Origin of the sequence: Priestia sp. BR_2, assembly GCF_041954005.1 — a bacterium.
Classification (GTDB): Bacteria; Bacillota; Bacilli; order Paenibacillales; family Paenibacillaceae; genus Paenibacillus_AQ; species Paenibacillus_AQ lautus_A.
Genome location: NZ_JAVFHM010000182.1, coordinates 15,420 through 41,739 on the forward strand (window position 1 = coordinate 15,420; position 26,320 = coordinate 41,739).

A 26,320-nucleotide genomic window follows, 5' to 3' on the forward strand; every position below is an offset into this window, starting at 1 on the left:
GCAGCCCGCTAAAAATACGATATGATATGGGCAAATCAGGAAGGGAGGACAAGTGACCTGCTTAGCATCCATTAGGAACATATTCTTGCACATGATAAAGGAGGAATTTTAATGAGAATCCCCAAAATCACCAGCCTGTTCATGATGCTTACATTTCTGACGACGGCATCGCTATCCGCTTCCGGCGAAATGGGAAGCACCGCGGAAGCATCGTCCGGTCCTTTAAAGGTTATGAGCTTCAACTTGCGGTATGCCGCCAATGACAGTCAGCCATGGGAGAACCGCCGCCCAGTCACCAGAAACCTCATCCTGGAGCATCAGCCGGACGTCATTGGAACGCAGGAAGGACTTCACCGGCAAATCGTGGATCTGGAGAATGATCTGCCGGGATATGATCGGATCGGAGTCGGACGTGAAGGCGGGAGCCTAGGGGAATATATGGCGATTTTTTACAATACGGAACGGCTGAGGCCACTGGAGCAGTCTCACTTTTGGCTGTCCGATACGCCCCAGACGATCAGCTCGGCCAGCTGGGGCAACCAAATTCCGCGGATGGCAACCTGGGTTCGCTTTCAGGATCTTCGAAACGGCAAAACCTTCTATATGGTGAACACGCATCTGGATCATCAATCCGAGGTTTCCCGGCAGAAGAGTGCGGCACTTATCGTTGATAAGATGAAGGCATTTGACCCGGATATCCCCGTTGTAATCACCGGCGATTTCAACACGCTTCCGGGGAGCGATACGTATTCGATTTTTACAAGCAACGGGTTGTCGGATGCGCATGTCACGGCCAAGAAGCGAACCAACGATGATCTGGGAACCTTCCATAACTACAAGGACCCTACGGGCGGCGGCAGCGGAAACCGGATCGACTGGATTCTGCACGGCCAAGGTTGGAATGTCCTGCACAGCGAGATTATCAACTACAAGGAAGACGACCAATACCCTAGCGATCATTATCCCGTCATGATGGAGGGCACCCTGCAACAATCCAACAAAACCACCGGAGAAACGGTGCCCAAGCAGCCCTTGACCACGGCTCTGCATATCACCGAAGTGGTCGCCAACTCGAACGAGCAAGGGAATTACAATTATGTGGAGATCTATAACCCCACGAACCGGGAAATCGACCTGGAAGGGTATCAAATCTACTATTATTACGACCCTGCCCTTCCGTTCGACAAATCCAAGTCCAACCGCTGGACCATTACGAAGGATCGCTACAGCACCAACACCCTTATCGGCCCGAATGAAACCAAGGTGGTCTGGATCAAGAAGCAGCCTTGCTGTTATGACCTGAGCTTGGAGCAGTTCCTTGCCAACTATCATGCCGATGGGGATGAGCTCTTACCGTCTCAGATGCTTGCCGTCTTCACGCCGGGCAACAATCAGGGCCTGAACGGAACCTCCACCAGCGGACGTTCCTTGGGTATTTCATCGCCATCCGGCACGCATCTCGTAGGGGTCCAGTTTAATAACGGACAGCTGGATGCCGGTGTGAACGAATCGATCACCTATCAGGAGCCTGCGCCGCTGATGAGCATTATGCAGAAAAAAGACACATTTCAGCGCCCTTCCCCTGGTCAGCCGTAAGCTTCATACTCCAAAAAAAACAGATAAACCTTCCACATGCCATGACTCAGGCTCATGGTGCGTGGAAGGTTTTTTAGGTATTCACCCTCAGAAATCTAGTTCTATGTAATTAATTTCATCTTTTCATGTCATATAACATAACATAAATATTGTTAAACTTATCCTTCTCCATGTATAATGCTGCTAGATTGATAATATGCACAGGATATGGGGGAGATAATATGTCATCAAGGAAAAGAAATAATCGCTTTCATTCCATCACCGCAGCTTTATGTACGATTTCCTTGTTCGCCGCTGTACCCGCGCAAGCCGCTGCCCTCGATTCGTTTCCCATCCTGCAATCCACCAGCAATGAGCAACTCGGAGCCGATTATTATGTCCCCAGCACCGTAGAGAATATCAGTTGGGGGCATCTACCGAATCGGGACAGCAAATCCATCATGACCGTCACCTCCGGCAGCACCGTCACGTTTGATACGATATCCCATGAAGGCATCCTTGAAGACCAGGGAAGGGATCCGGAGAAGTACTTTGCTTCCTTCGGCATCCGGCCGGATCAAGTGCTAGATGACGCTAAAGCGGTTGCTGCCTCTGAGCTGCAGCATGATTTTGACAACGATGGACCGCATGTCGTAACGGGACCGATCGGAATCCAGGGAGCAGAACCTGGAGACGTGTTGAAGGTCGAGGTTCTTTCTCTCACCCCCCGGGTTCCCTACGGCGTCATATCCAACCGGCATTATAAGGGTGCCCTTCCCGGCGAATATCCCGAGAATGAAGGGCGCAAGGAAGGAGCAAGCGCAGCAAATCCGGAGTTATACCAAAATATTTCCAAATTCACGCCGGTAGAAGAAATCAACGGTAAACTCTATGGCGTGCTTCCCGTTGAACAGGGCGGGCATGTCCGCTTCCCGCTCAAGCCTTTTATGGGACTTATGGGCGTCGCACCGGATACCAGTGAAAAAGTTAGCAGCGTCCCGCCGATCGAAACCGGAGGCAATATCGATATCAATGAGCTTGGCGTCGGATCTACACTGTATCTTCCGATTCAGGTAAAAGGCGGGCTCTTCTATACCGGCGATCCTCATTTTGCACAGGGAGACGGCGAGGTTGCCTTGACCGCAATGGAGGCCTCCCTTCGCGGTACCTTCCGGTTGACGGTGCTGAAAGCTGGCGATCCATCCTTGCCGCGTGCAGAGCTCAAGCAGCCTTTTGCCGAAACGGAGGATTACTGGATTCCCGTCGGTCTCGACCCCGATCTGGATGAGGCCATGAAGGAAGCGGTGCGCGAAGCCCTTGGCTTCTTGAATGAGAAGCTGGGCATGGATCGCGCAACGGCCTACGCCTACATGAGTGCGGCTACGGACTACGAGGTCTCCCAAGTAGTGGACAAAACCAAAGGTATACATGCGCTGATTCATAAGCGGCATTTTATCAACAATCTTAAGCTGTCGATCGCCATCAACGGCTCGGCACTAGGCTCCTCCATCATCGGGGATGAGTTCTATGTTCCCCTCCGTCCGCTCGCTGAAGGTTTGGGATATGAAGTGGAGTGGGACCCTAAACGGCATGCGGCCTTAGCAACCGCCCCGGGCAAAAACTTAACCGTCCCGATCGGACAGTCAATCTATGAAATGGATGGCAAGGCGGTGTACAACAGCGAAGCGGCCATCATGAAGAATGGCATAACCATGATTCCCATCAAAACAATCCCTGCTCTGTTCGGAGCCCATGTGAACTGGACCACCAGCGGGAATGTGCTGAAAGCCAGCGTAACGCCTTCCCTGAATTAATCTTGTGCACTTGTCTATATAATTGTACCGAAAAAAGGCCCCTTTAGCTGGAAACGCCATCTAAGGGGGCTCGTTCATTAGATCGATGTGGTTTTATATTGAACCGTCAAACACTGCTTGGCGATATAAAAAATTTGACCCATATGCTCCGAATAATGCGTAGCGCACTGATGCAGGATGTCGAGATTGCTCCGTTCTTTTCCCCGGACCGATTGAACCTGTTCAAAGTCCTGACTCGACATGGATTTTACCGTATCGATCAGGAACTGGAACCGATTCTTCACAATCTGGATCAGATCATCCCGGCTGACAAATACCTGGGTCAACTCCTGCTCCCGGTTTCGCGGGGCAACGTCTTGTTGCAATATCCCTTTTGTGACCCGTTCTTGAATGTTGCCTTCGATGTGCCTGATCAACGTAGATATGCTCAGACTGGAATGATTGGGCCGCCAATTCACTTGCTCATCGTTTAACTGCACCAACGCTTTCAAGATACGGCTGCGGATGTTTTCAAATTTGTCCTCCAGCCACTTCCGGTTGAACTCATGATCCATATCGCACACTCCTTATTCGGTATGATAAAAGATCCTTGATTCACGCCTTCATCGCTTTCCAGATATATTTGTGCTCGCGAACTCCAAGCTGGCCGTCGATCTGGTTCTCCCGTATCCTGGCCTCGAGCTCACCCTTCATTTCCGGTAAAGTATAATCGGGATTGCCTGGCGTATCCGACAGGTTTAATGCAAATTCGTGGGCATTCGGGAAGTAAATAATCGCTTCATTATACTCCTCAATCTCGACATTCATGTAGCCATTCTCCGACAATCGCCTTCGAACGTGAGTCACATCGGTATGTATCCCGAAGATGGTGCCGCCTGAAGCTAATATCCTGGGATGTTCCAGGATGGAGGTAGGTCCTCTGCGGTCATAGATAAGGTCGAATTGCCCGTCTTGAAAAGGCATCTGTGTCTTCGTCGTGGCAAACACGAATTCCACATTCCGGGTTCCGCTGCTCTCGAGCAAGTATTGGGAGATTCGAATCATCTCCGCGGAATTGTCAAAGCCAATGATTTTCTCAGCATGTCTGGACATCCGAAGCGTGAACTCACCATGCCCGCAGCCTGCGTCCAGCACGGAATGATACTGCGGCAGCATCTCCACCAGCCGCTCCTCAAACACTTCTTCCGCCGATCTTCCGACTACGGTACACACCGCTCTTCCTCTATAACCGCCATTCCTGCGCGCGATCATGTCATACCAGTCGATTCCCATGCGTTCCCCCTCCGTGATAGGCTGTACTGCATTCACAATCCAAGATGGCACAACCCTGTCGTTACATGATCTTGTGCATGCCAACAGGTACCGAATCAACGAATCAACCGCTATTGCTAATGTCTTAAAATATTACCATTTTGTTCCGCAATGTCAACGGTTACATTTAAATTACCCGTCGAAAATCATCCACTTTCAATCGATTTCCCCGGCATTCGTCTTCGCGTCCAATACGCTTCGGATCAAAAACAATGCAAACCGACTCTTTTTTTTCAATAGGTAAGGAGGACTAAAAAAGCATTGCTATTGTCATAATTTGTCGTCTACAATGGAGGAATATTCATCCAATCTATCGATACATACAGGAGGATTTCATGTTTTTAAAAAGGTGGCGTCAATTATTATCTTTAACCCTTATTTTATCGTTTTGCATGACATCCGTGGCAAGTGCGGCGGAATCTGGTCAAGCCAAGTATGCATGGGCTAATGAGTCCATTGACTTCCTTAGATCCCATGGAGTTTTTGAGAACATGGAGTATCGGACAAAAACGTTAGGCAGGATGGTGACCAAAGCCGATCTTACCCTTATGGTTCACCGGCTGTTTACCGATTTTCGAGTCGATGCTGATAAGAAGTTCAACATTCCCGGCGTCCCTAACGGGCACCCATCCTACCAGATTTTTAAGGATGTTTACGGCAGCATACCTTCAGCGCCGAACGGATTAATCGGAGCCGCAGACAGAATCAATTACAACGATGAAACCTTCAAGTATATACCGGAGAAAGTGTTAACACGCTGGGACTTGTTGATTACGCTGAATACGCTGTTCGATGATATTGGTTATTCCTTGGAGTTATCGGACGCTGAGGAAATGGCGAGATTGCGGGCGATTAAAGACCTGCCCAAAAGATATTTCAATTCCTACAAGCATTATGACAAATGGAAGTATGCCTATCAGCCACTGGCACCCGAAATCGGATTGATGCAAGACAAAAAATACGGGCCTTCCTTAGCCTCCGATCTGGATTACGTCAAAGCCTATGCACTGCTCGGCTTTGACGAGGCCGACATCATGAAACCCGACGCCAAAGGCTATTTTCGCCCGAATCAAAAGGTAACGTTAGCCGAAACGGCGGTCGTCCTGCATCGAATTTACGACTATTTTGATGGCGGCAGCTATGTTCGGGAACCATCGCCGGATGATCTCATTCCGAATGGCACAAGAAACTTTATCTATGCGGGTTCCCCATCAGGACACGGACAAAGTCCGGTTTATGACTTTGCTTTGGTGAATTCCGATGCCCTGCCGGAATTCTATCTGGCTTTGAAGGCTTCGGAGAAAATCGACCTGCAGATCAACGTGAACGGGGAGCCATCCTATTATACTTACGAGCAGTTGAGCAACCCTAAGCAGCCTGTTCGAATCCCCTTGAATGGCGCATACTATGCGGAATTCATCCCCATTATCCGAAGCAAGGGTCAAAAAGCAACCGGCGAAAATAACAACATTGAAGTTATGTATTATTACGCTGATACGTTCCAGGACTTTACCCAAGCCGTATGGTATGAACCCAATCTCCAATTAAAATGACACAAGGGAGTGCATAACTGTTGCATACAGTATGCACTCCCTTTTTTGTCATGGTACAAACATATCAAGTTCTTAAAATGTTTGCCTTACCATTACGCAGATCCTCAAATACCGGTCTTTGTACAGAGCTGATATCCTCTAGATCGATCTCATGCAATGCTTTGAATTCCAACTGCAACGACTCGTTGTTCTCATCGTGATAAATCAGTATTCTGCCTGTCTCCTCCGTCTTTCCTTGTAAATCCACCGTGGCGTTAAAAACAAACATGACAAACACGACTTCGTTTCCGTCCGGATATCGATACTGCATTCTGGATCCGCTATAGACCCCATAGAGTTCACTATCGCGTACGACCAGCCCCGTTTCTTCGAGCACTTCCCGTCTCATCGTCTCTTCAACGGATTCCCCTGCCTCCATACCGCCACCGGGAAGACCCCAATTGCCGTAGTCCGAGCGTCGTTGGAGCAATATCCGCCCTCGATGATCCCGGATAATGGCGCCGCCTGTCACTATGATTTTCATTTCAGCATTATCCTCTCTCCATACTTGAAGGCTGAGGGTTTATAGCCCCAGCTTCGCTACGGATTCACCACCCGACCACGGCATAACGCCGATTTCCTCAAAACCCGCTCTGATGTACAACTGTCTGGCCCGTTCGTTCTTCGGATCAAAACTTAGCATAAGGACATCTGTCCGGTCATGCTTGTTTCGGATTTCTTCAACGATGTATCGCAAAGCCTCTTTCCCGTAGCCCTTTCCTTGGAAATTCCCGTCGATCATGAAACGGTAAATCCAATAGTTGCCGTCATCGGCGTCCAAGCCATATAACGCGAACCCGACCATCGTCTGATCATCATAAATGGCCATCGCTTCAAATTGTTCAAGAAATTGATACTGGGCAATCGAATACAGATTGGAGGCAATGAAGCCTTCTTGCTCCGGTTTCGCTTTCAGTTTAATGCATTCGGTCCAATTATCCTTATTTACGGGCTGCAGTCTAATCATGTCAAGCTCCTTCGAATCGTTGTTGATGTTCACACTGGTTTACGCCAAATGTTTAATAAAATAATATTGCTGATGACCCCTTGGGGCATCCTCAATGCGAGTTATCTCTTGAAATCCATGTTTACGGTAGAATACCGGCGCTTGAAAGCTGAAGGTATTGAGCTTGATGAAGGTGCATTGCTTTTCTTTTGCGATCGTCTCAATCTCTTGTAGTAATCTTGAGCCATATCCCCGCCCTCGATATCGATCATCGATCCACAGAATATCGACCTCAATCCAATTCCAGCAAAATACACTGTTGATGCCGCCTGCGATCTCTCCATGCTCATCTTTTATATGTAAGTTGATCTCCTCGTAATTCTGCTGCAAATCTTCTGCGATAAACCGTGCATTAAATTGAATCAGGTTCGTCCGTACCGCAAGCGCTTCTTCCGGGCTGCTTCGATTGATGTTGATTTGCGACAATGGGTCACTCCCCCTTCTCTTAACCTCTTGCTTGGATTGAACATTCAGCTTCATAACTTCCTCATCGCCGAACCAGTTCCCCGTTTCAACAAAACCTAGATTGCTGTACAAATTTTTCGCTGTCCGGTTATCCTTATGCACGGTCAGGCGTATTTCCTCGCATTGCGGAAATTGGCTTTGGATCCATGTAATCATCTGGAGTAAAGCTGCTTTGCCATATCCCTTACCCTGTTCCCCCGCATCTATTAAAAAGCCGTTAATCCAATACATATCGGATGAATTCATCACATAGGCATGCATGATAAATCCAACCATTCGGTTCCTCACGTATATCGCAAAGGGAAGGTATTCGACTTCATCACCGTCCGGTTTGATGTAGATCTTGGCGAGAGATACGGCTACCGCCGGCACAAACCCCTGCTGTTGGACCGAAACCTGCATTGCCAATGCTTCTTCCCAGTTCTTTCGGTTAACCGGCTTCAACTCCATGTCCATATCATGGCCCCCCCCAAGCAAGCATACATTAACCCAAATAATACCACATAAAGAACCCTACTTCCGGGATTAAACGACTTTAGATAAACTTTTCCTAAATACTTCTAACCTTATCAACTATAATCTTCTATCACGGCGATCCTATCGTTTTTAAACGCAAATACGGACTTTCCCTTCATATGAATCTTCTCCCCGGCCTTCATACCGTTAGGTAGATCCTTAGCGAGGATACCCTCGTAGTCAATCTCAATCTGAAGCTTGCCATCTTCAAACGAAGAACCAACGATAGTCTGACAACGGTGGGAGAATAACGACTTGGACTGTTCGGCTATTTCCCGAAATTCCTCAATGCCTTTTGTCTCCACGTCCACCGATCCGCTAGAACTATTTCTGAATTCGATCTCCTCATGCAGAAGAGCTATCATCCCGTTAATATCAAACGAATTATAGGCTTCTACATACTTCTCAACCATGTCCCTCATTTTCATAGGATTCATACGATTTTCCCCTTTCGTCCCTTGTTGGGCGTCAACCCTGTTTTTGAAAAACTCCGCCTTTCGCTTTGCACATTTCTCATCAACTTGTCATTTAATATACGGACTCTACTATAGTATAAGAGGTGATTTGAATGGGTCGTATCACTGCTGTTCCTCAACCGGATTTAGTATTAATCAGCTGGTCAAGAAATCCTCTGGTTGCGGGTTCTCCTCGCAGAATTGTTGCTGCCCGCGTCATCGGCAATGCTTCACCTTGCCGGGCTGATTTGACGCCGAATGCATTGCTTAGAACCGCCTTGGCCTGCTTGCAGGATCATGATGTAGGTTTCAAAATCGTATTTCGTCAAAGAACATCCAACATTAGCGGTTACCTGTTATTGCAGCGCAACTAATGAAACGATGGGAGGAGCAGCGTCTTGCTGCTTCTTTTTTATCTACGAGTTTCTAATATGAAAAAGCTCGCAGGCTATTCCGTTCACCCTGCAAGCTTCCTCGTAAGAACCTCTATTTCCTTTTTCATATCTGAAATATATCTCTATCACCTTAGAATTATCTCTATCTTTATTTCAATTGGGCAACGCTTACTGCAACCTTCTCCAGCTGCGCTTTGCTTAAGGAATGATCCGGAGAGCTGATCGTCACGAAGCGGTCATTGATCTGAAATCCCAGCATATCCGTGTCATCCGGTGTATACCATTTCGCTTTAACCCCATTGGACAATGTAACCGGTTTGCTGTCATATCCATGAGAGTAGTCTCTTGGAGAGATGTACACCGTCATATGTTTGAAGACCATGTTCACGCCATCTGCCGATGCGCCCGTCTTTTGATACACATCGCCTTTTACCATCTGACTTGGAGCGTACGGTGTTTGGAAACCATCAAATTTGGCGAATGCGCTTTTGATCTCTTTTAGTTGGGTATCGCTGTATTTCACGTTGGTCAGCTCGATCGTCTGACCCTTTCCAGGATTACTTCCGATTAACACCTGGTTATTCTTCGCATCGTATCTCACAGGAACTTCCAGCACATCGGCAATCGCGCGTACCGGCAAGTACGTTGTATTCTGATACGTGATCGGAGTCAATTTCTTGCCCGTGTTATAGACGGTACCGTCCACTTTGATGCCGATGCTGTGATTCAGGTAAGCCGAGATTTTCTCCAGGTTGGCTCCCGCATAAACACCTGCCGCTCCCGTTAAGGTCATTCCCAGCACGGCAACCGCCGCGATTGATTTTTTCAACTGTTTCATTTCATTCATCCCTCTCGTTTGTCTCACCAACCTTCCAAGTCGATGAGTCATAGTATGAAGCGCAATAACTTTATTGAAAATCAATGACATGCGTCGCAATTAAAGCTTCTTTATCGTCAATCGTAATTCCCAGTCTTTTTCCAGATGGACTCCAAGTCAGCGGGTAGACCGGATGGGCCGCAGGATGCACCGCTGAATAATAGGGCGCCATCCAGCTTACTTTCCCGGAAGCCGTATCAAACACATACACGCCGTTCATTCCGCTTTCATTCTCCGAGTACACATCAAAGGCTAATCTGGCAGAATCCGGCGACCAGGACGGGTAAGAAATCAGATTGCCTTTTCCGATTAGCGATCCTTGCAAGCTGCCGGCTGCGTCATAGATCAGTAAATTGCTGCCTGAGTTCCCTTCCGTGTTGGTTGCTGTGGAGACGGCAATGTACTCTCCATCCGGGGAGATGGTGAAGCTCCATACATTTTCGATGAGCTGTACCGGCTTCGACTGCCCCGGTTCAACCACCTTAAGCACCTGATTCACATCGGTATAATAGATCCGGCCTTTACTCGCTCCGAATTGGTTGTAAACTTCAACGTCCTCATCCTCAATGGCGGTGGTGGTGTAAGTACCGTCCGTGGAAATGAGACGAATCTCTCCCTTGCCGCTCATGGAGCCTGCCGCAAGAACATAGGTATCCGCATCGAGCCAACCGCCAATTTCCATGTAGTTGTCCCCTTTTACCGGAATGCTCTTGCCGGTATTAAGATCCTTCATGAAATTGTCTGCCGTGTACTTATCCCTCCATTTCTGTACAAAGCTATATTTACCGTCCGGCGAGACTTCTTCCTTGACCAGATGTTGGCCTGGATGCGACGCTTCATGATTCGTGAGCTCACGCCGCTCGCCCGTGCTTACGTTCACCTCTTCGGTGGCGTACGCATATTTCGGTTCTTCCGTTGCGGTTGCTTCCTTGACCATTTTGGTGGTAGTGACCCTGACCATATCCTCCGATATCCACGTCTCGATGTTGGACGAGGCAATCCGGTGCGTCTGATTCACGACCACTTCCCAACCGGCCTGCCCGCTCGCCCCGTCAACGACCGTGAGCTTGCGCTCTCCCGGTGTCTTACCTCCTCTGGCATTCGATACAGGCGGCTGGCTGGTTTGGCTGCCCGGTTCCACGATCGTCAACCGATCCTGGGACTGGCAGGCCGCAAGGGCTGCAGCCACAGCAACGATAGACAGCAACTTGATCCCATGCTTCCCAAATTTGTGTTTCATAACAGGTTTCCTCCAATGCTTCTCCCCCAAGGAGCTTCGGCAGCTGCAACTCATGTGACTTGTCATGCCGCCTCTTTCCCTGTTGAACTCAGTATAGAATGCGAATATCTCGATACGATATCGAGCTTGTAACGAACTTGTAAACAAAGATGTACATTTTAAAAAGAGCCCAGACCTATTCCAAGTCTGAGCTTTCTTCCACCGAATGAACCTCCTGGGATTGCGGCCGTTCCATCGGCAAGGTGACCACAAACGTAGAACCGTTTGGGCTGGATTCCGCAACCTCCACATAACCGCGCTGCTTCTCCGCCAAATTGCGAACCAGGGATAATCCTAAGCCGGTACCGCCATGTACCCGGGAGCGGTCGCTGCTCACCGTATAAAACGGATCAAAGATCCGTTCCCGGGCTTCGTCTGGAATTCCGATTCCGGTATCGCTTACCTTAATGACCATGCGATCATTGCCTTGTGGATCCCGGTCCACTTCATTCGATAGCGTAACGGTCCCACCGGGCCTGTTATATTTAATGGCGTTATCCAGCAGATTCAAAATCATATGCATCAGATTCTCCGGATCGGCCCATACCTTGCCTTCGGATAATGAGGATCGCAGCGTTATGCCCGATTGCTCTGCTTTGGCCTCCAGCCGGGCTGCCGCCTCTTGCAGAATCGGCATGAGGTTTACGTGTTCCGCGTGGGTTTCGAATTCATATATATCCATGGACGATAACTGAAGCGCCTTTTCTACCAGGCGATATAGCCGCTGTGCTTCCCGGCTGATCTGTCCTCGGGCTTCCTCGAGCAGCGCGGGATCGTCGCGATACATCTCAAGCAGGTCCGCGTAGGCCAGTATGGAGGTCAGCGGCGTTTTCAACTCATGGCTGATATTCCCGATAAACTGCTTCTGCTGCTGTTCCAGCTCCCGCAGCCGATCAATGGCATCCAGCAGCTTCTGTTTCTCTTCCGTGAGCTGGTTCACCGACAAGGAAATTCGCCCGCTCATTTCATATATCCCTTGCGCCAGCTCGCCGAGCTCATCGTTTCGCTTCACCGTCGGCTCACGAAGATAGACGCCTTCGCCGATCCTCTGCGCAGCCTGGTTCAATCTGCTGATGACATGCACCTGCCGCCACACGTACAGAAAACCGATAAGGAACCCGGCGGCCAGCACCGCAAGACCCGTCACGATAAACATTGTCTGGATCCGGTCATAGAACGCATGCTGCTCGGCCAGGGAGGCGTGGAATTGAATCGTTCCGATCGGCTGCTCCATATTCCGAAGCGGGGCAAGATATAACAGCTGGTCGCCCTCGGTAATATAGGCGGAACGCCCTTGCGCCGTGTGAGCAAGCGCGTCCTGTACATCCATTTTCGGCTGGAACGGAAGAGAAGTCCCCGTGAATGTACCATCTATCTTATACAGGGTCACCGGCATACCGCTCTGGGTTCCGAGATCGACGGCCAGACGTTGGCCGACATTTTCCATAAAATCATCCGGCTGCGTTTGAGGATTCGTCAGTAATTCCTGATGAATCCTGAGATTGGCTGCTTCTGCTTCCTGGGCGAAGGTTTGCTCCAGGCGCACCCGCTGGTCCTCCCGTATCCCGGCAAGAACCAACGTGCTTAGAACAACCACAACGGCGATCAGCAGCAGAGCGAGAAGCAGTGCGACTTTCCACTTTAAGCCGAAACGCACTTTTCCTTTGTTCATGATGGAATCTCCGTGCTTTTATACCCGATGCCATACACGGTCTGGATCACTTCATGCTGGTTTCCCAGCTTTTTGCGCAATCGCTGGACGTGAATATCTACCGTACGCGTGCCGCCGGCAAAATCCATGTCCCATACCTGTTCAAGCAAGGCCTCTCGCGAATATACCCGCTCCGGATTCCGGGCCAGGAGAGCCATGAGGTCAAACTCTTTCGGCGTCAGTTCAAGAGGCTTGCCTTCGGCATGAATGGTTCGATTTAACAGGTTAATGGTAAGTCCGGCTATCCGGATCACATGCGTTTCGGGGGCTTGCTTCCCGGCTGCCTCAGGAGTACGGCTTCTTCGGGACAATGCCTTTACCCTGGCGATGATCTCCCGCATGTCAAAGGGCTTTGTCATATAATCATCGGCACCAAGCTCCAGCCCGAGCACCTTATCCACAATATCGTCCTTCACCGTCAACAGCAGAATGGCAGGACGCTGCCGATCCCCGAGCCTGCGACAAACATCGTACCCGCTAAGCTTCGGCATCATGACATCGAGCACCATCACGTCAGGATCAAACGATTCCACGCGCTCCAGCGCTTCCTGCCCGTCCCCTGCGGTCTCTACCGTATATCCTTCCCTTCGCAGCGCATAAGCAACTGCGCTTGAGATACTGATCTCATCATCTACAACAAGTACCTTCGTCATCGCAGATACGACTCCTTTACTGGCCGATTACACATTTGCTAATTCCATGATGGTAACGTATCCGGCATCATATTTCAACAGCGGTCCCCTGCCGATTTCATTACAATTGTAACTATGAACGCTTTCGTCCGGTGGCCATAATAAAGCTAAGCACTCAAGCAAAGGAGGATTCGGATGACAATCGCTACCATGAACCATATCATTAAGCGCTATGGGCATCAGCTTGTCCTGGACCATGTCCATTTAGAAATCAGGCAGGGAGAAATACTCGGCCTTCTTGGGCCGAATGGTGCAGGTAAAACCACATTGATCCATGCGTTATCCGGCTTAATTGGCATCGATTCCGGAAACATCGAGCTGTTTGGGGAACGGCCAAGCGGCCCTATGCTGGAGGTTAAACGAAAGATCGGACTGGTTACGCAGGATATCACCGTGTTTGAGGATTTAACCGCTCACGAGAATCTCGCCTTTTTTGGCGGAATCTATGGGTTAAGAGGCACGGAATTGAGAAGACAAATCACGGAAACGCTCCAGTTCGTCGGACTAACGGATCAAGCCCATAAACGTCCTTCCAAATTTTCCGGAGGAATGAAGCGGAGACTGAATATCGCCTGCTCTATTATTCACAGACCCAGGCTCCTGATCATGGACGAACCTACGGTTGGAATCGACCCCCAATCCAGAAATCACATCCTGGAATCGGTCCGCGAGCTGCAAAAAAGGGGGACGACCATTCTCTACACTACCCATTACATGGAAGAAGTGCAGTCCCTCGCATCCCGCGTCGTGATTATGGATCAAGGCCACGTCATCGCGCAGGGGACGATCGATGAGTTGGTAAAGAACATCCACCATGAAGAGAAGATCAAGCTGGAAGTCGTGGAGCTGACGAAGGATCTGATCGATAACATCAAACAGCTGGATGGAGTCAAGCACGTGGTTTTGAATGGAACGCAAATTCAGATCATATCACGAGCAGGTGCAGGAAATCTGGATCGCATCCTGTCGTTGGCCAAAAGCGCGGGCGGCGTCCTATCCATCCATGCGGAGAAACCTACGCTTGAAGACGTATTCCTTACGCTTACCGGCAAGCAACTACGTGACGCGGAGGGAACTTAACATGCTTATATTCAGAATGACGTACTTCTCCTTGCTGCGCCTGATACGCGAACCCATCGGGCAGCTGCTTCTGGTGGGCCTGCCACTGGTCGTCATTACCGTGCTGGGTGTCGTTATTGGACCCTATGAAGGCATGAAGGGGGTTCCTCCGCTGGACTTGATGGCCGTTACGACCATTATGGGCGTTCAGTTTTTTGGCGGCACGTATTTGATGAGTTATTTGGATATCGATTTACTTAAAACCCGGAAATGGAGAATCTATTCGCTCCCTATTAACGTAACGGTGTATTCAAGCTCTCTTATTCTTGCCTGCACGCTCTTCAGCACTTTGCAAGGGTTGGTCTTAGTGCTATTCACAACCTGGGTGTTCGGGATAGCGTGGGGATCGCTGGGCTGGGTCTTACTGGTATTAATTATTTTTTCCTTCTTTGCGCAGTCCGTACATCTGCTGCTGACATTATCCATCCATAACATAAAATTGGCTGAAAGGATATCTGAAGTCCTTGGAATCGGCTTCATCATCTTAACCGGATTAATGTTTCCTCTCCCGGATCACCGTTTCTTTGAGTTCATGTCGTCCTATGGGAATCCGGTATCCCTCGGAAAGATGGCCGTCCTGGAGATGCTTGTCGATGGCGGGCAAGGGACAGCGTACCTAAGCATACTATTGCTGTTAGCCTTAACCGTGATATGCATGATGATCAGCGCATGGCTTGGGAGGAGGAAGCTCGCTTGACGATATTTAACTTCGCGCTCATCCGGAGCGTACGCAGCTTGCCCAACCTTATCTTGCTGTTAGGCCTTCCCGCAGCCGTCGTTGTCCTCCCGGTGGGCGGTTGGCATGGCTTACCGCTGGGGTATCACTTCTATGGAATCCTGCTGTTATTCTGTGCCTCCAAACTCGTTCATATGATCATGGAGGATCGGAAGAATAAAATGATGACCCGGATCGGCGTTGCACCTGTGACCCACTTCAAGTATTTATCGCAGAATCTGCTTGCTTTCGCTCTGCTGCTCGTAGGACAAAGCGCCGTGGTCACATTCAGCGCCTGGTTGCTGCATGCCGATGTTTTTGGCAGTCTGATTCAACTCTTCTGCATGTTCAGCGTGTTCTCGGTCACCGCGATTAGCTTCTCTCTCGCGTGGTGCTCCATGTTCCGCCAGCCTGAATCTTCTACAGCCGTTATGCTGGGAATCATCTTGATCATGGCCGTGCTCGGAGGAACCTTATTTCCCATTCAGGCTATGCCTGCATCCCTGCAGAAAATCGCCATGTTATCCCCTACCTATTGGTTCCATGAGGGAATCATGCTTGCTAAGAACGGAGGCTTGTTCGCGGAACAACTCACTCCGCTCGGGATCCTGCTGTTGTTTGCGATCGCTTTTATGCTGGTTGGCAGCCGAAGGAAACTGGCTTGAAAAATATGTTACGATATGGGGAAAAGAGTACGTATGCCATGGGAGGTTTTCATGAGAAGCTATACCGATTCGTGGTCCCCAAGCATAGCGGTCGTGATTTGGAGAATGTTTGCCCTGCTGCTTCTGGCCGCTCTGTGGTTTATGGGAGATGCCGGGACCGAAGGGTTCGTCCTGGTCTTCGCCTTAGCGATCCTGGCAATAGCCCGATGGCGGTTTTCCCTTCCTTCATGGACAACACTGGTCGACCAGATTCTATGCATGTCCATCATTCCATACTGGCCGGAGGCCGGCTTCGGACTGGCTCTGCCGCTATTTGAAACCATGCTTGCCGGTAAACCGCTGTTTTCCCTGCCCATCCTGGCAGCGCTTGTCATCGGCTATGTCGATCCGGACCTCCCGCTTCTTCTCATGCTCGTTCAAGCTTCATTTGCGGGGTGGATCGTTTTTTGTTGGTCCAAGCAAATCCATCAGTATCGATTGGAGGCAGATCAGGAGCGTCGCGATCGCTACGAATTGGAAATATTGAAAGGTGAGCTGCTCATGGCCAATGTCCAAACGGCTCAGCTTGCAGAGCTGAGAGAGCGTCATCGAATCTCCCAGAAGCTGCACGATGAGGTCGGCCATGAATTAACAGCCGCGTTGTTAGCCTTTCAAGCTTTTGAAACATTATGGAGGGAGAATGACCCGCAAGCGGAAGACATGTTTGCTCAAGCCCAGATGCGTTTGTCGAGCAGTGCCCTGGAGCTGCGGGAAACGGTCCATAATATGCAGCCTGTCCAAGCGATCGGCATTCGGAGCCTGGAGGAGATCTGCCGCAATTTCAAAGCGATGCCTGTACAGCTGCAAATTTATGGAGATACATCCCGTATAGCTGCCCATCTGTGGGTCATCCTGAATGCTTGCCTCAAGGAAGCCTTGACCAATGCGGTGCGTCATTCCAAAGCCAAACACGTTGAAGTATCGTTGGACGTCAATGAACATATCGTGCGGTTAAGCGTCCAAAATGACGGCGTTTTGGATTCCTCCTCGCTGCCTGGAACCGGACTCCGCAACCTAAGGCAAAGAGCCCAGGCGGCAGGCGGGAGCATCTCCACCAATACATCCAGCGGCTTTCAATTGGTCTGCGTATTACCTATGGAAAAGGAGGGCATTCGATGAACATTCTCATTGTGGATGATGATCCATTAGTATGTCAGAGTCTCCGGCTGCTTCTATCCAGAGAAGCGGATATGGAAGTGACGGCGACTGCGAATGACGGCGCAGCAGCCATTCAATGCTGTGAAGAGGTCCTGCCGGACATCGTCCTCATGGATATTCGGATGCCTGGTATGGACGGAATCCAAGCGGCAAGGCAAATCAAGCAAAAATGGCCCCAAGTGCAGATTATGATGCTGACCACGTTTCAAGATGAGCATAGTATCCGCCTGGCGCTGCTAGCCGGAGCCGAAGGGTATATGCTGAAGTCGACGCAGGTCTCCAGTATGGCACAACAGCTTCGTGCTTTGGCCTCCGGCAGTTCCGTTGTGGATGCCAATGTGCTGAAGACCTTGATGCTGCCCGAAAAAGAGAATCGTTCCGACCTTACCCCGCGGGAAAACGATATTCTTGAGCTGGTAGCCTTAGGCTGCTCGAATCGGGAAATTGCCGAGCAATTGTTTATCAGCGAAGGAACCGTGCGCAATACCCTCTCGATCATTCTGGATAAGCTGGAGCTCCGGGACAGAACCCAATTGGCGATCTATTATTGGAGGCAGTCGTTGTGATGTCTTACCCATCCCATTTTCATAGGGCTCCTTACGTACGTTTATTCTCGACTAACCGTGCCAAAAGAAATCTTCATATTCGGCGCGTAAGTCAGCCACGAATCGCTATCAAACTTCTGGAACAGCTTGAGTTCAGCAGCATATTGGGCTTGTGCTTCCTCCGCTGTTAAACCTCTCCGTACCAGTTGCTCCATTGTCATTGAAGGTTCATCGGGCTCTTGCCCAATCCCCTCTTCTCTTAGGGATTGATACAGCCGTTCTTTGCTAGCATCGTCCATATGCCGATCCAAAAAATTCACTTTATCGCTTACTCGACATTCAACATTCCGTAACCCCAGCTGACTTAGAAGAATAGGGAGCTTCATGCCGATGTTCCCGTCTTTGCCGCTGCGGCTGGCGTCCCCCTCATACAGCTTCTGTAATACGCCTAGACGGACCACTTCGGAATGCAACAATCCATCATCGAAGCCAAAATTCGCCGCATTGGCGATCCAATGGGGCTCAAAACAAATGACCCGGCCGCCGTTCCGCACACTGCCGATCATTTTTTGAAGGATATCTCGGGGATTCTTCATATGTAATAGAAACGCGTGACAGAGCGCAATGTCGTACTGCCGATGCACCTGGATTTCTTCGATATCCCCTTGAATCAATTCAACGGAATATGGCAGCTTGTCAAAGATTCCCCTTGCTTCCTTGATCAAATCTTCACCTTTGTCTATACCTGTGTAGGTTGACCCATCGGGTAAAAGCGGGAGAAGCTTTAATGCTAGATACCCATAACCACAACCGTAATCCACCATGTTAATGGGCGTATTCATTTTCCAGACGTTCTTAACCAAAAACTCCAGATAGTCGTCATTGTAATATAACCATCTGGTATTCCTCAGGTATTCGATTTTGGAATCCCAGTAATATTCGGACATCCTCTTTACGTCCTCTCTGCATCAGGATTCTAACTCTGTTCCAGCCTTGCCTTACGGATCACTTCACGAATGAAATCAGCCTTGCCGTTCGTATAGGCTACGCGGTCGTGTTTATATTGATTTTCGAGTGCTTTTTTCAAAGCATAATATCGATCCTTTATTTCCGGATGTTTCTTTAAATACTCCCTGAATAAAATCTGGCCAATCCACTGTTGGCCCTGGTACTTGTAAATATGCAGATGATGCGTTCCTGCCCGCCATTGCCCTCTTCGAAAGAACAGCCGCTCCGGGAACTCCGGTTTAACAACATATTCGTAGCCGATCCCAGCCAGATTCTCAATGTAATGCTCATCGACTTCCTCTAGGCTAAGAACGCCAGCCATCATATCGATGGTCGGTTTGGACCCTAAACCCGAAACGGACGTGCTCCCGATATGTTCCATGTGAACGTCGAGGCCTTTCAGTGCCGACTCAATTTTCGCTTTTTCCAGGTTGTACTCATCTTTCCAGTCCGGGTTGTATGGTGTGACAATCACTTCTTCCATGGGACGTTTCCTTTCGATAGCAGATAGCAAACCTCGAATGCTTATATATTCCGTCTCAGTTTAATTTCAAACTCCGGTTTCGTGATATATTCCATATAGACAAGGGCTCGGTTAAAATCCAAATAAGCCTGGAAACGCGTACGAATGGCCGGGGCCGTAATGTATTGAAGCACTTCATCCTTATGGATCCAACGACAGTCCGTCGTTTCTTCCGAAGTCCTCAGCTCGCCGCCCGTAGGCTTACACACGAAATCCATCATCACTTTCGTTGGAACCACGGCAACTCCGCTGTGTCCCGGATAGGTTGAAGTATTGGAATAGACGCCGATCAGATGAGATATAATGGTCTCGATCCCGCTCTCTTCTTTGATCTCCCTAATCAGCGCATCCACGAGATTCTCTCCGGCCTCCACCTGTCCTCCCGGAAACACCCATCCGTTACGATCCTTCACCAATAGAATTTCTCCGCGTTCATTCTCAACCACGCCGCCTACGGCAACAATATGCGTTGGCATCATCATGACAACAGCCTCCGATAGATAAGATATCCCACAAACTATGACAAGACCCGTTAGAATTCGTTAGCGTATCCTAGAAAGATAGCTTCATAAATATATACTGCTACTTCTTCACCACGGGCATGAGCTTTACCTTTATCTTCCTCCAAATGGAAAAGGACTATTTTTCCCCGAACGCAAATCTGCCCGTTGTTATCCGAAATTCATGATCGGCAGGAATAGATCGCAATCGGTAAGAAATCATGATCCGAGTGATTTGATACAATGACATTACATTCTAGTAACTGTGATGAAGGAGTTGGGATGATGAAGAATAGAGTCCAGAAGATATCCCCTAACTTGTGGTTTGATCACCAAGCCGAGGAGGCAGCGCAGCATTACGTTTCGATTTTCAAAAACTCGGGGATCGAACGATTTACGCGATACGGCGCAGAACGCAACGATCACTCGCCATTCGCCGAAGGAGCTATAATGACGGTGGAATTTCAATTAGAGGGACAACATTTTGTTGCGCTCAACGGCGGTCCGCATTTCAAATTCAACGAAGCTATTTCGTTTATTGTGCATTGCGATTCGCAAGAAGAAATTGACTACTATTGGGAGAAACTGGCCGAAGGCGGTGACGAAAAAGCGCAAGTATGCGGTTGGCTGAAGGACAAGTTCGGCGTATCGTGGCAGATCGTTCCGGCTAACTTAAACGAAATGATAACCGATCCCGATCCGGCTAAATCGGAACGCGTCATGAAGGCCTTACTCCAAACGAAATCAAAAATCGATATGCAAACGCTACAGCAAGCCTATGAAGGATAGGGAAGGCTGCCTTCATGGCAGCCTTTTTTATGCTTGAATGTTATATCCATTTGAGACGGGGCAACCATGATTACATCATAGCACAAGTTCATGCGTGACCAATCCACCGTCGGCAATTTCCCGAAAACCTAGATTCTTATAAAATGCAGACGCCTTGGGATTGTCTGTTTTTAATACGAGTTTCGTATAATGGCTGCTCGCCATACGAATCACAGCTTCAACCAGCCTTCTCCCGACTCTTTGACTCCGGAATTCCTTTAGTACATATAATCGGCGGATCCTGCCTATGCTTCCGTTCGCATACGGATCCCGATTTAACCCGCAGATGCCGATGACTCTATGGCCAACTCGACATTCAAACAAGGCTTCATTCTCATGATGAAAGGTATTGATACCCTTATGATACTCATGCACTAATCGATGGATATTCCTGAATCCTTCTTCCTGGCTTTCAGTCAAGAGTTCGGTAAGATTTACGGCACGGAGATCGGTAACTTCATGAATGATCATGTTGTTTAATCTCCCTCTTGAGCCTTTCGACTGTATGTTCAATTCCAGTATTTACGCACGTAATTCCATGTTCCTTTGACAACCATCTGTTATAAATGGCCTCATTCGCTTTAGATTCGAACTCAATTTCCAGAGTAAACTTCGACACTCTACTAGTCATCCACTCGTCACTTCAATCCATCTAGCAATAACGGCTTTTAACTGTTCCTTCTTTTGCTCCAAATCGTCTGTATCAACGATTTTCACGATGGCCCGATCATGCGACGCCCATTCCAATAACCCCGCCGCATCCTCAGTCAGTGTTCCCTTTATATCATGGTCCTTTACCTTGGCTCCACAATGAAAAATCAACCGAATGAAACCCTTCCCCTGCAAATTCAAGGTGATCCGGTCTTCGCCCTGAACGCAAAAGCTGGGTGCATTCCATTTGATATGTTCCGTGATTCGATCATCAACACTCAGGATGAAGCTTCGGACCTCCTCGATTTCTTTTTTCAAGGGATGCTCAAGTTGATGAAGATACTCCTCGACTTGTTCTTGACCCCGCAATTGTGCCATCCTTAACGCCTCCTTATATACTGGATTAACTCATCCTGCCTTATTGGTCTATGCTCCTGGCTTCCTTGCCGTAACGATCGGCTGATAAAAGCCCGAATCTGAAGGCATGTGCCACTGGATATCGATGAGTCCCGCTTCCGCCAGCAAACTGCTTAATTCTGATCGCAATAATGCTCTATAGGATGTGCTGTTGACTTGGGTATGCCATGCTCCATCGATTTCTTGCATAATAAATTGGTTCGTCACATAGTGATATCCACCTTCCGCCCAGTCCCAAACTTGAAAAACCATACGTTTTCCTTCATCCAAGATTCGTGGAACCGTTGCACACTGGCGGTTCTGAATAATAGCGTCGTAGTCCCGAATGGACACTACAAGCAGACCCTCGTTACGAAGTTTGGCATACAGGTTGCGGCATGCCTGTCTTAGCTCCTCATCTGACAATAAATGAGGGATCGCATTGTCAGCAGACAAACGACATCGAATTGCCCAGCAATATCTTGCTCTAGAGACCGAAAATCGGCGATTCCAAAATCAATGGGAATCCCCAGCTTCTCGGCTTCCTTTCTGGCCCGCTCCACCGACTTGGGACTCAAATCCGTAGCCGTTACGACAAAATCATGCCGTGCCAATCCCAAAGCCTGCGTCCCTATTCCGCATGATGCGTCCAGGAGATGGAACCGAGCCTCAGGGTTCTCGTCATGTAACGAACGAATAAACCGATTGAAGAATTCACCCTGCCATCTTACCGCTTCATGCCAATCCTCAAAAATCAAATGATACGTATCCGCAAGTTCTTCGTAAAAATCAAAGCTGGAGTCCTTCAACCGTTATCCCTCCGATGCGCTTTTTAGTTCACTACTTCCATATGCTCCTCGTACAACTGGATAACTTCCACATCTGGATACCTTTCCTGCAGCTTCTGGGCGAGCGATCGTACGCCGAAAATTTCGGTAAACGTATGACTGCCCACGATGAGATTCAATCCGACGAACCTGGCATATTGAACCGTATAGAGCGTTTTTTCCCCGGTAATGTAAACATCGCAGCCATGGTCCAAGGCCTCTTTCAATTGATTCGTGCCGTTACCTGCTCCGGTTATCATGCCGATCCTTTGAACAGGTTTATTGCTATTCTGCTGATAAAACACGTGTTCGCCCAAAGCGGAGGACATGGTTTCTACAAGCTCTTCCATCGAGACCGGAGACTCCAGTTCTCCGATACCTATCGAGCTATTCCCCTCCATATGCCGGGATGATTGGACAATATGTTCCGCCCCCAATTCACGCAGCAACGAATTGCAGGTTCCGAACTCGGCATAATCCAAGGGAAGATGGATATAGAAATGAGCGATGTCATGATCCTGCAGCAACTCTAAACACCGTTCCTTCATCCCGTACACGAAGCTCCATGCATCATGATGCGTGATAATCAGATCGACCTTTTCGACTGCCGCTTGTTGGACAACCTCCGGTGTCAGATTGGTGGCGTAGCCTATCCGTAGATAGTGGTTCGATGAAAAAAGATGGTAGCCATACTCGTCGTCTTCCTCAAAATCATTCAATAACGTGCCGAAAAGCTCATGGATATAGGATTTGAATTGTATCGTATCCACTTTACTCCTCCCTCGGTAAGCTGGATCCACCTGGTAAACCTCAATCTAATGTTACCACCTTTAAAAAGTCAGCCATCAAAGTATTGGATACACGCAGCCCCTCCTCTCTGCTGCTAGCCGGTCCGGCAATCATCATCCCACGTGTGGCCTCCCACGACTTTGTATTTGTTTCTCCATTCTCGGTTACATGTTTGGCTATAGCTACGCTGCTAAAATCCTTATCGATAAAAATCAATCCATATGAATTCAGTTTAGGAACTCCATTGGCTGTTTCATCATAGACCAGGACTCCTCCCCCACTTAGATTAAATACGATTTGGGTATAACTTTTCTCGTCTGTAAGTCGTTTGTCATCGCTAAATAGTTTGATTGAGCCGTCAAAACGCTTCTCTCCAGTGATGGACCGTGCCAGATAACCATCGATCTCGATACGAACCGGCATGATCGCCTGGTCCGCATTCTTTCCTAATTGAAACTCTACTGCTTCTATGTTTTGAACAATTTGTCTCGGATGTGTATACCACTTATAAGACAAAATCAAAAAAATCGAGAAAACCATGATGGTTGGAACGATCCATTTTTTCAAACCATTCAGCACCTTCAAAATTTTTTCATTCTTCGAGTGTATGTACATTGATGCTCTCGTTAGCCAGCGTACGGCCGTCCATGCCTAAAGCTTGAACAGCGATATGATCGTGGAATTTCCGGTTGCCAAACTCCCAGGATAACGACCACCCATCCGATCCGTCGATGTCATAACCGATAAGCTCCCTTTCCTTCCAAGTTTCTGTACCCGTTGGCGCTACCCAGAACAGAACCGACTCTATATGTTCTGCCTCAACATGGATGGTCATCCTATGGGTATCCCTAGATACAACCCACCAATTCGAATCATATGGCAAATCTGTAGATACTTTTAATATCTTAGCCTGAAGGTCTACAGCGTCCGCTTGTTCGTTTGTGGGTGTCGAAGCTTTAGCCGAGACGGATTCTTCGACCGGAGAGCATGCAACCAGAAGCAGTAAAACGAGTAAAAACATATTTTTAATTCGCATGATTCCTCCCGCATATAACAACAAAACCCGCCTAAGATCATTCCAATCTGAGTCGGGTCATGTGGTGTGATAGATTTATGCCAGGTTAATACCTAACCTGTTCTTCTAGATATTTCTTAAATAATTCGGCTCTTATCTCCTCGTTCGTTTCAACCATAGAACTTATCTCAACCGATGTGTGCTGCAGTAGTTTACCATCCTTATACGTACAATGATGTTCGTAACAATTCGGATCATCCAATATCAGCTCGAGCGACTTAGGGATATTGGCTGCGATTCCGGCATTTCCTGCAGTCAGAATCCATTGCGTGGATTTCCAATCCAAAATGCCCTCGTCCGTCTTTATTGGGGTCTCATAAATGTAGTCCTCAGGTACTTCGGCAAGATAAAGGTACATTCCTCCCAAGCTCTTGCCTTCCGATGTCCAAGTGACAAGGCCTTTGAAGGTTAATCGGCAATCCTTATCCCGAATGTTCGTCTCCTCATACAGCTCACGTATCATGGAGTCTCTGGGCGCCTCGTTATATTCAAGCTTGCCCCCCACTCCATTCCAACATCCCATCCATGGTGCTCTATCACGGTTTAATAATAAAATCCCATCACCGCGTCGAACGAAACAAATATTGTATTTCATCATCGATTGTTTTCTCCCATTCTGGTTACACCGCAATCCATCATATCATCGTAAATTTCTGATTTTCTCTTCGATCGGCTTCTGTCCATCTTCATCCCAGACAATGGAGATTTCAAAAGTCCCCTCTTCAAAGTAAAGGGGGAATCTTCGTTTGAACCAGGGCTGCATAGGTAAATCCATCGCTTCTTGAATCGGTACCCAAACGAGCTCCCCTTCTGGCGGATTCGCTAAGAGTTCACCTTCGTAAGAATCTGTCAAATAGTTAAATACCATGTAACGATAATTCGTCTGGGGAACCACATACTCATCTATGCCTTTATACTCCAGGTTGTTAACAATCAGCCCGGTTTCTTCATAAACCTCACGAATTGCACCTTCCGATAGGCTCTCCGGGAACTCCACTTTTCCTCCAGGCCCAAGGTAACCGGGAAAACCGAGCTGGTCCGGACGATTAATAAGCAAAACCTTGTCGTCATTCCGAATCATGCACATTGTATACATGCCATAGGTTATTTGCGGCTTTGTCATTTCATTTCTCCTTGAGCGGATCAGCAATCCGTCACTATGTAAATTGGATACAAGAACGTCAGGTAATGGATCTCATTTATTCCCTCGAATACAAAAGCGCACCGCCAGACCCCAAAATAACGAAGTGTTTGCCCGACGGTGAAAAACCACATTTTATTTTTCCGTCCAGCCGGTTCAAATCAATCATCGTGGCTTGCTTCAGATACTCATAATTAGGGACGAACACCTGGTCCAAAATAACGGAAGCCCTTGGCCACCAAGGATGAATGACTTCCAGCATCCAGCCATCGTTTGTTGCGTGAATCCCATCCCCCGACTCAAATCCAAAAATCGAAATGTCCTGTCCGCTGAGCGGAATACGAAAACTTAAGTGGTCTCCGCTCATATGATCTTCCGTTAGGTCGGAATCCCGGTCTCTGTGAATGACGGTTCCGGTTATGGCCTGCGTCAAACTGTAACCGGAGCTGCTGATCAGAACCAGATTCTCATCGGCATCCCAACCGCAAGCGATGCATCCGGAAGCCGGAATGATGACCTCAGCCGTCCAGGGGCGAGGCGGTTTTGTAGGTTCTTTCGCTTGGGCAAAGCGCAGCAAGTCGATCTCAAACGTTGTTCTGATTTCTTTTTTTGATTGATTAAAAGAGTTCATATCATACACCTGCCGTTTGATA

Annotated in this window: 33 protein-coding genes and 1 pseudogene; 10 read left to right on the forward strand and 24 right to left on the reverse strand. The window is 48.6% G+C overall.

Annotated features, from left to right (window positions below):
- The first annotated feature begins 111 nt into the window (after positions 1 to 111).
- Positions 112 to 1,596 carry an endonuclease/exonuclease/phosphatase family protein gene (locus RB298_RS08770; protein ID WP_486046837.1) on the forward strand — a complete coding sequence of 495 codons (1,485 nt, stop codon included), beginning with the start codon at positions 112 to 114 and terminating at the stop codon, positions 1,594 to 1,596.
- A 221-nt stretch (positions 1,597 to 1,817) separates the two neighbouring features.
- Positions 1,818 to 3,389 (forward strand): acetamidase/formamidase family protein, encoded by a 1,572-nt coding sequence (locus RB298_RS08775; protein WP_096775912.1) that lies wholly within the window; start codon positions 1,818 to 1,820, stop codon positions 3,387 to 3,389.
- A 77-nt stretch (positions 3,390 to 3,466) separates the two neighbouring features.
- On the opposite strand, the gene RB298_RS08780 is transcribed toward RB298_RS08775, so the two are convergent.
- Positions 3,467 to 3,943, reverse strand: coding sequence for a DinB family protein (locus RB298_RS08780; protein ID WP_486046839.1), 477 nt, complete (start codon positions 3,941 to 3,943; stop codon positions 3,467 to 3,469).
- A gap of 40 nt (positions 3,944 to 3,983) precedes the next feature.
- A complete protein-coding gene (locus RB298_RS08785; RefSeq protein ID WP_486046841.1) occupies positions 3,984 to 4,661 on the reverse strand; it encodes a class I SAM-dependent methyltransferase in 678 nt (225 codons plus the stop codon).
- 530 nt (positions 4,662 to 5,191) lie between these two features.
- On the opposite strand from RB298_RS08785, the gene RB298_RS08790 reads away from it, so the two are divergent.
- The gene (locus RB298_RS08790; protein WP_486046843.1) at positions 5,192 to 6,253 is read left to right on the forward strand and encodes an S-layer homology domain-containing protein; all 1,062 of its coding nucleotides are present in this window, start codon (positions 5,192 to 5,194) and stop codon (positions 6,251 to 6,253) included.
- Positions 6,254 to 6,317: 64 nt separating this feature from the next.
- Here the strand turns inward: RB298_RS08790 and RB298_RS08795 are convergent, their stop codons facing one another.
- The 5 genes and pseudogenes from RB298_RS08795 to RB298_RS08815 all read right to left on the reverse strand — a co-directional run bounded on the left by RB298_RS08795 (position 6,318) and on the right by RB298_RS08815 (position 8,716).
- A complete protein-coding gene (locus RB298_RS08795; RefSeq protein WP_277746492.1) occupies positions 6,318 to 6,776 on the reverse strand; it encodes an NUDIX domain-containing protein in 459 nt (152 codons plus the stop codon).
- A gap of 39 nt (positions 6,777 to 6,815) precedes the next feature.
- Positions 6,816 to 7,259, reverse strand: coding sequence for a GNAT family N-acetyltransferase (locus tag RB298_RS08800; RefSeq protein ID WP_375120399.1), 444 nt, complete (start codon positions 7,257 to 7,259; stop codon positions 6,816 to 6,818).
- A 39-nt stretch (positions 7,260 to 7,298) separates the two neighbouring features.
- On the reverse strand, positions 7,299 to 7,778 hold the full coding sequence (locus RB298_RS08805) for a GNAT family N-acetyltransferase (protein WP_486046923.1): 480 nt from the start codon (positions 7,776 to 7,778) through the stop codon (positions 7,299 to 7,301).
- Positions 7,770 to 8,219: pseudogene (locus RB298_RS08810) on the reverse strand (GNAT family N-acetyltransferase); the annotation flags it as partial. The pseudogene RB298_RS08810 and the gene RB298_RS08805, both read right to left, overlap by 9 nt.
- Positions 8,220 to 8,332: 113 nt before the next feature.
- Positions 8,333 to 8,716: a nuclear transport factor 2 family protein gene (locus RB298_RS08815; protein ID WP_486046846.1), complete on the reverse strand. Its 384-nt coding sequence runs from the start codon at positions 8,714 to 8,716 to the stop codon at positions 8,333 to 8,335.
- Positions 8,717 to 8,847: 131 nt separating this feature from the next.
- Between RB298_RS08815 and RB298_RS08820 the strand changes: the two genes are divergently transcribed.
- The gene (locus RB298_RS08820) at positions 8,848 to 9,108 is read left to right on the forward strand and encodes a hypothetical protein (protein ID WP_096775918.1); all 261 of its coding nucleotides are present in this window, start codon (positions 8,848 to 8,850) and stop codon (positions 9,106 to 9,108) included.
- Positions 9,109 to 9,277: 169 nt separating this feature from the next.
- Here RB298_RS08820 and RB298_RS08825 read toward each other — a convergent pair whose 3' ends face one another.
- The 4 genes from RB298_RS08825 to RB298_RS08840 all read right to left on the reverse strand — a co-directional run bounded on the left by RB298_RS08825 (position 9,278) and on the right by RB298_RS08840 (position 13,649).
- A complete protein-coding gene (locus RB298_RS08825; protein ID WP_486046848.1) occupies positions 9,278 to 9,967 on the reverse strand; it encodes a stalk domain-containing protein in 690 nt (229 codons plus the stop codon).
- Between the two features lie 70 nt (positions 9,968 to 10,037).
- On the reverse strand, positions 10,038 to 11,246 hold the full coding sequence (locus RB298_RS08830) for a TolB-like translocation protein (protein WP_486046850.1): 1,209 nt from the start codon (positions 11,244 to 11,246) through the stop codon (positions 10,038 to 10,040).
- A gap of 175 nt (positions 11,247 to 11,421) precedes the next feature.
- Positions 11,422 to 12,957 carry a sensor histidine kinase gene (locus RB298_RS08835; protein ID WP_486046852.1) on the reverse strand — a complete coding sequence of 512 codons (1,536 nt, stop codon included), beginning with the start codon at positions 12,955 to 12,957 and terminating at the stop codon, positions 11,422 to 11,424.
- Positions 12,954 to 13,649, reverse strand: coding sequence for a response regulator transcription factor (locus tag RB298_RS08840; protein WP_096775922.1), 696 nt, complete (start codon positions 13,647 to 13,649; stop codon positions 12,954 to 12,956). Before RB298_RS08840 ends, RB298_RS08835 begins: the two co-directional genes overlap by 4 nt.
- A 174-nt stretch (positions 13,650 to 13,823) precedes the next feature.
- Here RB298_RS08840 and RB298_RS08845 point away from each other — a divergent pair, with 174 nt between their 5' ends.
- The 5 genes from RB298_RS08845 to RB298_RS08865 are packed head-to-tail and all read left to right on the forward strand — an operon-like array spanning position 13,824 to position 17,950.
- Entirely contained in the window at positions 13,824 to 14,768 is a 945-nt protein-coding gene (locus RB298_RS08845) for an ABC transporter ATP-binding protein (RefSeq protein WP_486046854.1), read from the forward strand.
- Position 14,769: 1 nt separating this feature from the next.
- Complete coding sequence (locus RB298_RS08850; protein ID WP_486046856.1) at positions 14,770 to 15,504, forward strand: ABC transporter permease; 735 nt, start codon at positions 14,770 to 14,772, stop codon at positions 15,502 to 15,504.
- Positions 15,501 to 16,187, forward strand: coding sequence for an ABC transporter permease (locus RB298_RS08855; RefSeq protein ID WP_452520412.1), 687 nt, complete (start codon positions 15,501 to 15,503; stop codon positions 16,185 to 16,187). Before RB298_RS08850 ends, RB298_RS08855 begins: the two co-directional genes overlap by 4 nt.
- Positions 16,188 to 16,238: 51 nt before the next feature.
- Positions 16,239 to 17,345 carry a sensor histidine kinase gene (locus RB298_RS08860; protein ID WP_486046859.1) on the forward strand — a complete coding sequence of 369 codons (1,107 nt, stop codon included), beginning with the start codon at positions 16,239 to 16,241 and terminating at the stop codon, positions 17,343 to 17,345.
- Positions 17,342 to 17,950, forward strand: a complete 609-nt coding sequence (locus tag RB298_RS08865) for a response regulator transcription factor (RefSeq protein WP_015736546.1) — start codon at positions 17,342 to 17,344, stop codon at positions 17,948 to 17,950. Before RB298_RS08860 ends, RB298_RS08865 begins: the two co-directional genes overlap by 4 nt.
- Positions 17,951 to 17,991: 41 nt before the next feature.
- Here the strand turns inward: RB298_RS08865 and RB298_RS08870 are convergent, their stop codons facing one another.
- The 3 genes from RB298_RS08870 to RB298_RS08880 are packed head-to-tail and all read right to left on the reverse strand — an operon-like array spanning position 17,992 to position 19,942.
- Entirely contained in the window at positions 17,992 to 18,876 is an 885-nt protein-coding gene (locus RB298_RS08870) for a class I SAM-dependent methyltransferase (RefSeq protein WP_486046861.1), read from the reverse strand.
- Between the two features lie 29 nt (positions 18,877 to 18,905).
- Positions 18,906 to 19,421, reverse strand: a complete 516-nt coding sequence (locus RB298_RS08875) for a GrpB family protein (protein WP_486046863.1) — start codon at positions 19,419 to 19,421, stop codon at positions 18,906 to 18,908.
- A 41-nt stretch (positions 19,422 to 19,462) separates the two neighbouring features.
- Entirely contained in the window at positions 19,463 to 19,942 is a 480-nt protein-coding gene (locus tag RB298_RS08880) for an NUDIX hydrolase (protein ID WP_096775930.1), read from the reverse strand.
- A 303-nt stretch (positions 19,943 to 20,245) separates the two neighbouring features.
- On the opposite strand from RB298_RS08880, the gene RB298_RS08885 reads away from it, so the two are divergent.
- Positions 20,246 to 20,749: a VOC family protein gene (locus RB298_RS08885; RefSeq protein ID WP_096775931.1), complete on the forward strand. Its 504-nt coding sequence runs from the start codon at positions 20,246 to 20,248 to the stop codon at positions 20,747 to 20,749.
- A gap of 75 nt (positions 20,750 to 20,824) precedes the next feature.
- On the opposite strand, the gene RB298_RS08890 is transcribed toward RB298_RS08885, so the two are convergent.
- From RB298_RS08890 to RB298_RS08935, 10 genes are all read right to left on the reverse strand, one after another.
- The gene (locus RB298_RS08890) at positions 20,825 to 21,259 is read right to left on the reverse strand and encodes a GNAT family N-acetyltransferase (RefSeq protein WP_486046866.1); all 435 of its coding nucleotides are present in this window, start codon (positions 21,257 to 21,259) and stop codon (positions 20,825 to 20,827) included.
- Positions 21,260 to 21,415: 156 nt separating this feature from the next.
- Positions 21,416 to 21,817 (reverse strand): DUF1801 domain-containing protein, encoded by a 402-nt coding sequence (locus RB298_RS08895; protein WP_486046868.1) that lies wholly within the window; start codon positions 21,815 to 21,817, stop codon positions 21,416 to 21,418.
- A gap of 48 nt (positions 21,818 to 21,865) precedes the next feature.
- Entirely contained in the window at positions 21,866 to 22,189 is a 324-nt protein-coding gene (locus RB298_RS08900; RefSeq protein ID WP_486046870.1) for a hypothetical protein, read from the reverse strand.
- Positions 22,190 to 22,242: 53 nt separating this feature from the next.
- Entirely contained in the window at positions 22,243 to 22,644 is a 402-nt protein-coding gene (locus tag RB298_RS08905) for a class I SAM-dependent methyltransferase (RefSeq protein ID WP_486046872.1), read from the reverse strand.
- Positions 22,645 to 22,667: 23 nt separating this feature from the next.
- Positions 22,668 to 23,432 (reverse strand): Nif3-like dinuclear metal center hexameric protein, encoded by a 765-nt coding sequence (locus RB298_RS08910; RefSeq protein WP_486046874.1) that lies wholly within the window; start codon positions 23,430 to 23,432, stop codon positions 22,668 to 22,670.
- A 40-nt stretch (positions 23,433 to 23,472) separates the two neighbouring features.
- On the reverse strand, positions 23,473 to 24,018 hold the full coding sequence (locus tag RB298_RS08915; RefSeq protein WP_486046876.1) for a hypothetical protein: 546 nt from the start codon (positions 24,016 to 24,018) through the stop codon (positions 23,473 to 23,475).
- 25 nt (positions 24,019 to 24,043) lie between these two features.
- Entirely contained in the window at positions 24,044 to 24,286 is a 243-nt protein-coding gene (locus tag RB298_RS08920) for a hypothetical protein (protein WP_255250614.1), read from the reverse strand.
- A gap of 286 nt (positions 24,287 to 24,572) precedes the next feature.
- Entirely contained in the window at positions 24,573 to 25,124 is a 552-nt protein-coding gene (locus RB298_RS08925) for an NUDIX hydrolase (protein WP_486046878.1), read from the reverse strand.
- A 42-nt stretch (positions 25,125 to 25,166) separates the two neighbouring features.
- The gene (locus RB298_RS08930) at positions 25,167 to 25,649 is read right to left on the reverse strand and encodes an 8-oxo-dGTP diphosphatase (RefSeq protein ID WP_090907886.1); all 483 of its coding nucleotides are present in this window, start codon (positions 25,647 to 25,649) and stop codon (positions 25,167 to 25,169) included.
- Positions 25,650 to 25,725: 76 nt separating this feature from the next.
- Positions 25,726 to 26,298: a hypothetical protein gene (locus RB298_RS08935; protein WP_486046881.1), complete on the reverse strand. Its 573-nt coding sequence runs from the start codon at positions 26,296 to 26,298 to the stop codon at positions 25,726 to 25,728.
- Between the last annotated feature and the right edge of the window lie 22 nt (positions 26,299 to 26,320).

Excerpts from the sequence above, each read along its gene's own strand:
- RB298_RS08770 (WP_486046837.1), top strand. The coding sequence starts at position 112 with ATGAGAATCCCCAAAATCACCAGCCTGTTCATGATGCTTACATTTCTG.
- RB298_RS08775 (WP_096775912.1), top strand. The coding sequence starts at position 1,818 with ATGTCATCAAGGAAAAGAAATAATCGCTTTCATTCCATCACCGCAGCT.
- RB298_RS08780 (WP_486046839.1), bottom strand. The coding sequence starts at position 3,943 with ATGGATCATGAGTTCAACCGGAAGTGGCTGGAGGACAAATTTGAAAAC.
- RB298_RS08785 (WP_486046841.1), bottom strand. The coding sequence starts at position 4,661 with ATGGGAATCGACTGGTATGACATGATCGCGCGCAGGAATGGCGGTTAT.
- RB298_RS08790 (WP_486046843.1), top strand. The coding sequence starts at position 5,192 with ATGGAGTATCGGACAAAAACGTTAGGCAGGATGGTGACCAAAGCCGAT.
- RB298_RS08795 (WP_277746492.1), bottom strand. The coding sequence starts at position 6,776 with ATGAAAATCATAGTGACAGGCGGCGCCATTATCCGGGATCATCGAGGG.
- RB298_RS08800 (WP_375120399.1), bottom strand. The coding sequence starts at position 7,259 with ATGATTAGACTGCAGCCCGTAAATAAGGATAATTGGACCGAATGCATT.
- RB298_RS08805 (WP_486046923.1), bottom strand. The coding sequence starts at position 7,778 with ATGAAGCTGAATGTTCAATCCAAGCAAGAGGTTAAGAGAAGGGGGAGT.
- RB298_RS08815 (WP_486046846.1), bottom strand. The coding sequence starts at position 8,716 with ATGAATCCTATGAAAATGAGGGACATGGTTGAGAAGTATGTAGAAGCC.
- RB298_RS08820 (WP_096775918.1), top strand. The coding sequence starts at position 8,848 with ATGGGTCGTATCACTGCTGTTCCTCAACCGGATTTAGTATTAATCAGC.
- RB298_RS08825 (WP_486046848.1), bottom strand. The coding sequence starts at position 9,967 with ATGAAACAGTTGAAAAAATCAATCGCGGCGGTTGCCGTGCTGGGAATG.
- RB298_RS08830 (WP_486046850.1), bottom strand. The coding sequence starts at position 11,246 with ATGAAACACAAATTTGGGAAGCATGGGATCAAGTTGCTGTCTATCGTT.
- RB298_RS08835 (WP_486046852.1), bottom strand. The coding sequence starts at position 12,957 with ATGAACAAAGGAAAAGTGCGTTTCGGCTTAAAGTGGAAAGTCGCACTG.
- RB298_RS08840 (WP_096775922.1), bottom strand. The coding sequence starts at position 13,649 with ATGACGAAGGTACTTGTTGTAGATGATGAGATCAGTATCTCAAGCGCA.
- RB298_RS08845 (WP_486046854.1), top strand. The coding sequence starts at position 13,824 with ATGACAATCGCTACCATGAACCATATCATTAAGCGCTATGGGCATCAG.
- RB298_RS08850 (WP_486046856.1), top strand. The coding sequence starts at position 14,770 with ATGCTTATATTCAGAATGACGTACTTCTCCTTGCTGCGCCTGATACGC.
- RB298_RS08860 (WP_486046859.1), top strand. The coding sequence starts at position 16,239 with ATGAGAAGCTATACCGATTCGTGGTCCCCAAGCATAGCGGTCGTGATT.
- RB298_RS08865 (WP_015736546.1), top strand. The coding sequence starts at position 17,342 with ATGAACATTCTCATTGTGGATGATGATCCATTAGTATGTCAGAGTCTC.
- RB298_RS08870 (WP_486046861.1), bottom strand. The coding sequence starts at position 18,876 with ATGTCCGAATATTACTGGGATTCCAAAATCGAATACCTGAGGAATACC.
- RB298_RS08875 (WP_486046863.1), bottom strand. The coding sequence starts at position 19,421 with ATGGAAGAAGTGATTGTCACACCATACAACCCGGACTGGAAAGATGAG.
- RB298_RS08880 (WP_096775930.1), bottom strand. The coding sequence starts at position 19,942 with ATGATGATGCCAACGCATATTGTTGCCGTAGGCGGCGTGGTTGAGAAT.
- RB298_RS08885 (WP_096775931.1), top strand. The coding sequence starts at position 20,246 with ATGAAGAATAGAGTCCAGAAGATATCCCCTAACTTGTGGTTTGATCAC.
- RB298_RS08890 (WP_486046866.1), bottom strand. The coding sequence starts at position 21,259 with ATGATCATTCATGAAGTTACCGATCTCCGTGCCGTAAATCTTACCGAA.
- RB298_RS08895 (WP_486046868.1), bottom strand. The coding sequence starts at position 21,817 with ATGGCACAATTGCGGGGTCAAGAACAAGTCGAGGAGTATCTTCATCAA.
- RB298_RS08920 (WP_255250614.1), bottom strand. The coding sequence starts at position 24,286 with ATGACCATCCATGTTGAGGCAGAACATATAGAGTCGGTTCTGTTCTGG.
- RB298_RS08925 (WP_486046878.1), bottom strand. The coding sequence starts at position 25,124 with ATGATGAAATACAATATTTGTTTCGTTCGACGCGGTGATGGGATTTTA.
- RB298_RS08930 (WP_090907886.1), bottom strand. The coding sequence starts at position 25,649 with ATGACAAAGCCGCAAATAACCTATGGCATGTATACAATGTGCATGATT.
- RB298_RS08935 (WP_486046881.1), bottom strand. The coding sequence starts at position 26,298 with ATGAACTCTTTTAATCAATCAAAAAAAGAAATCAGAACAACGTTTGAG.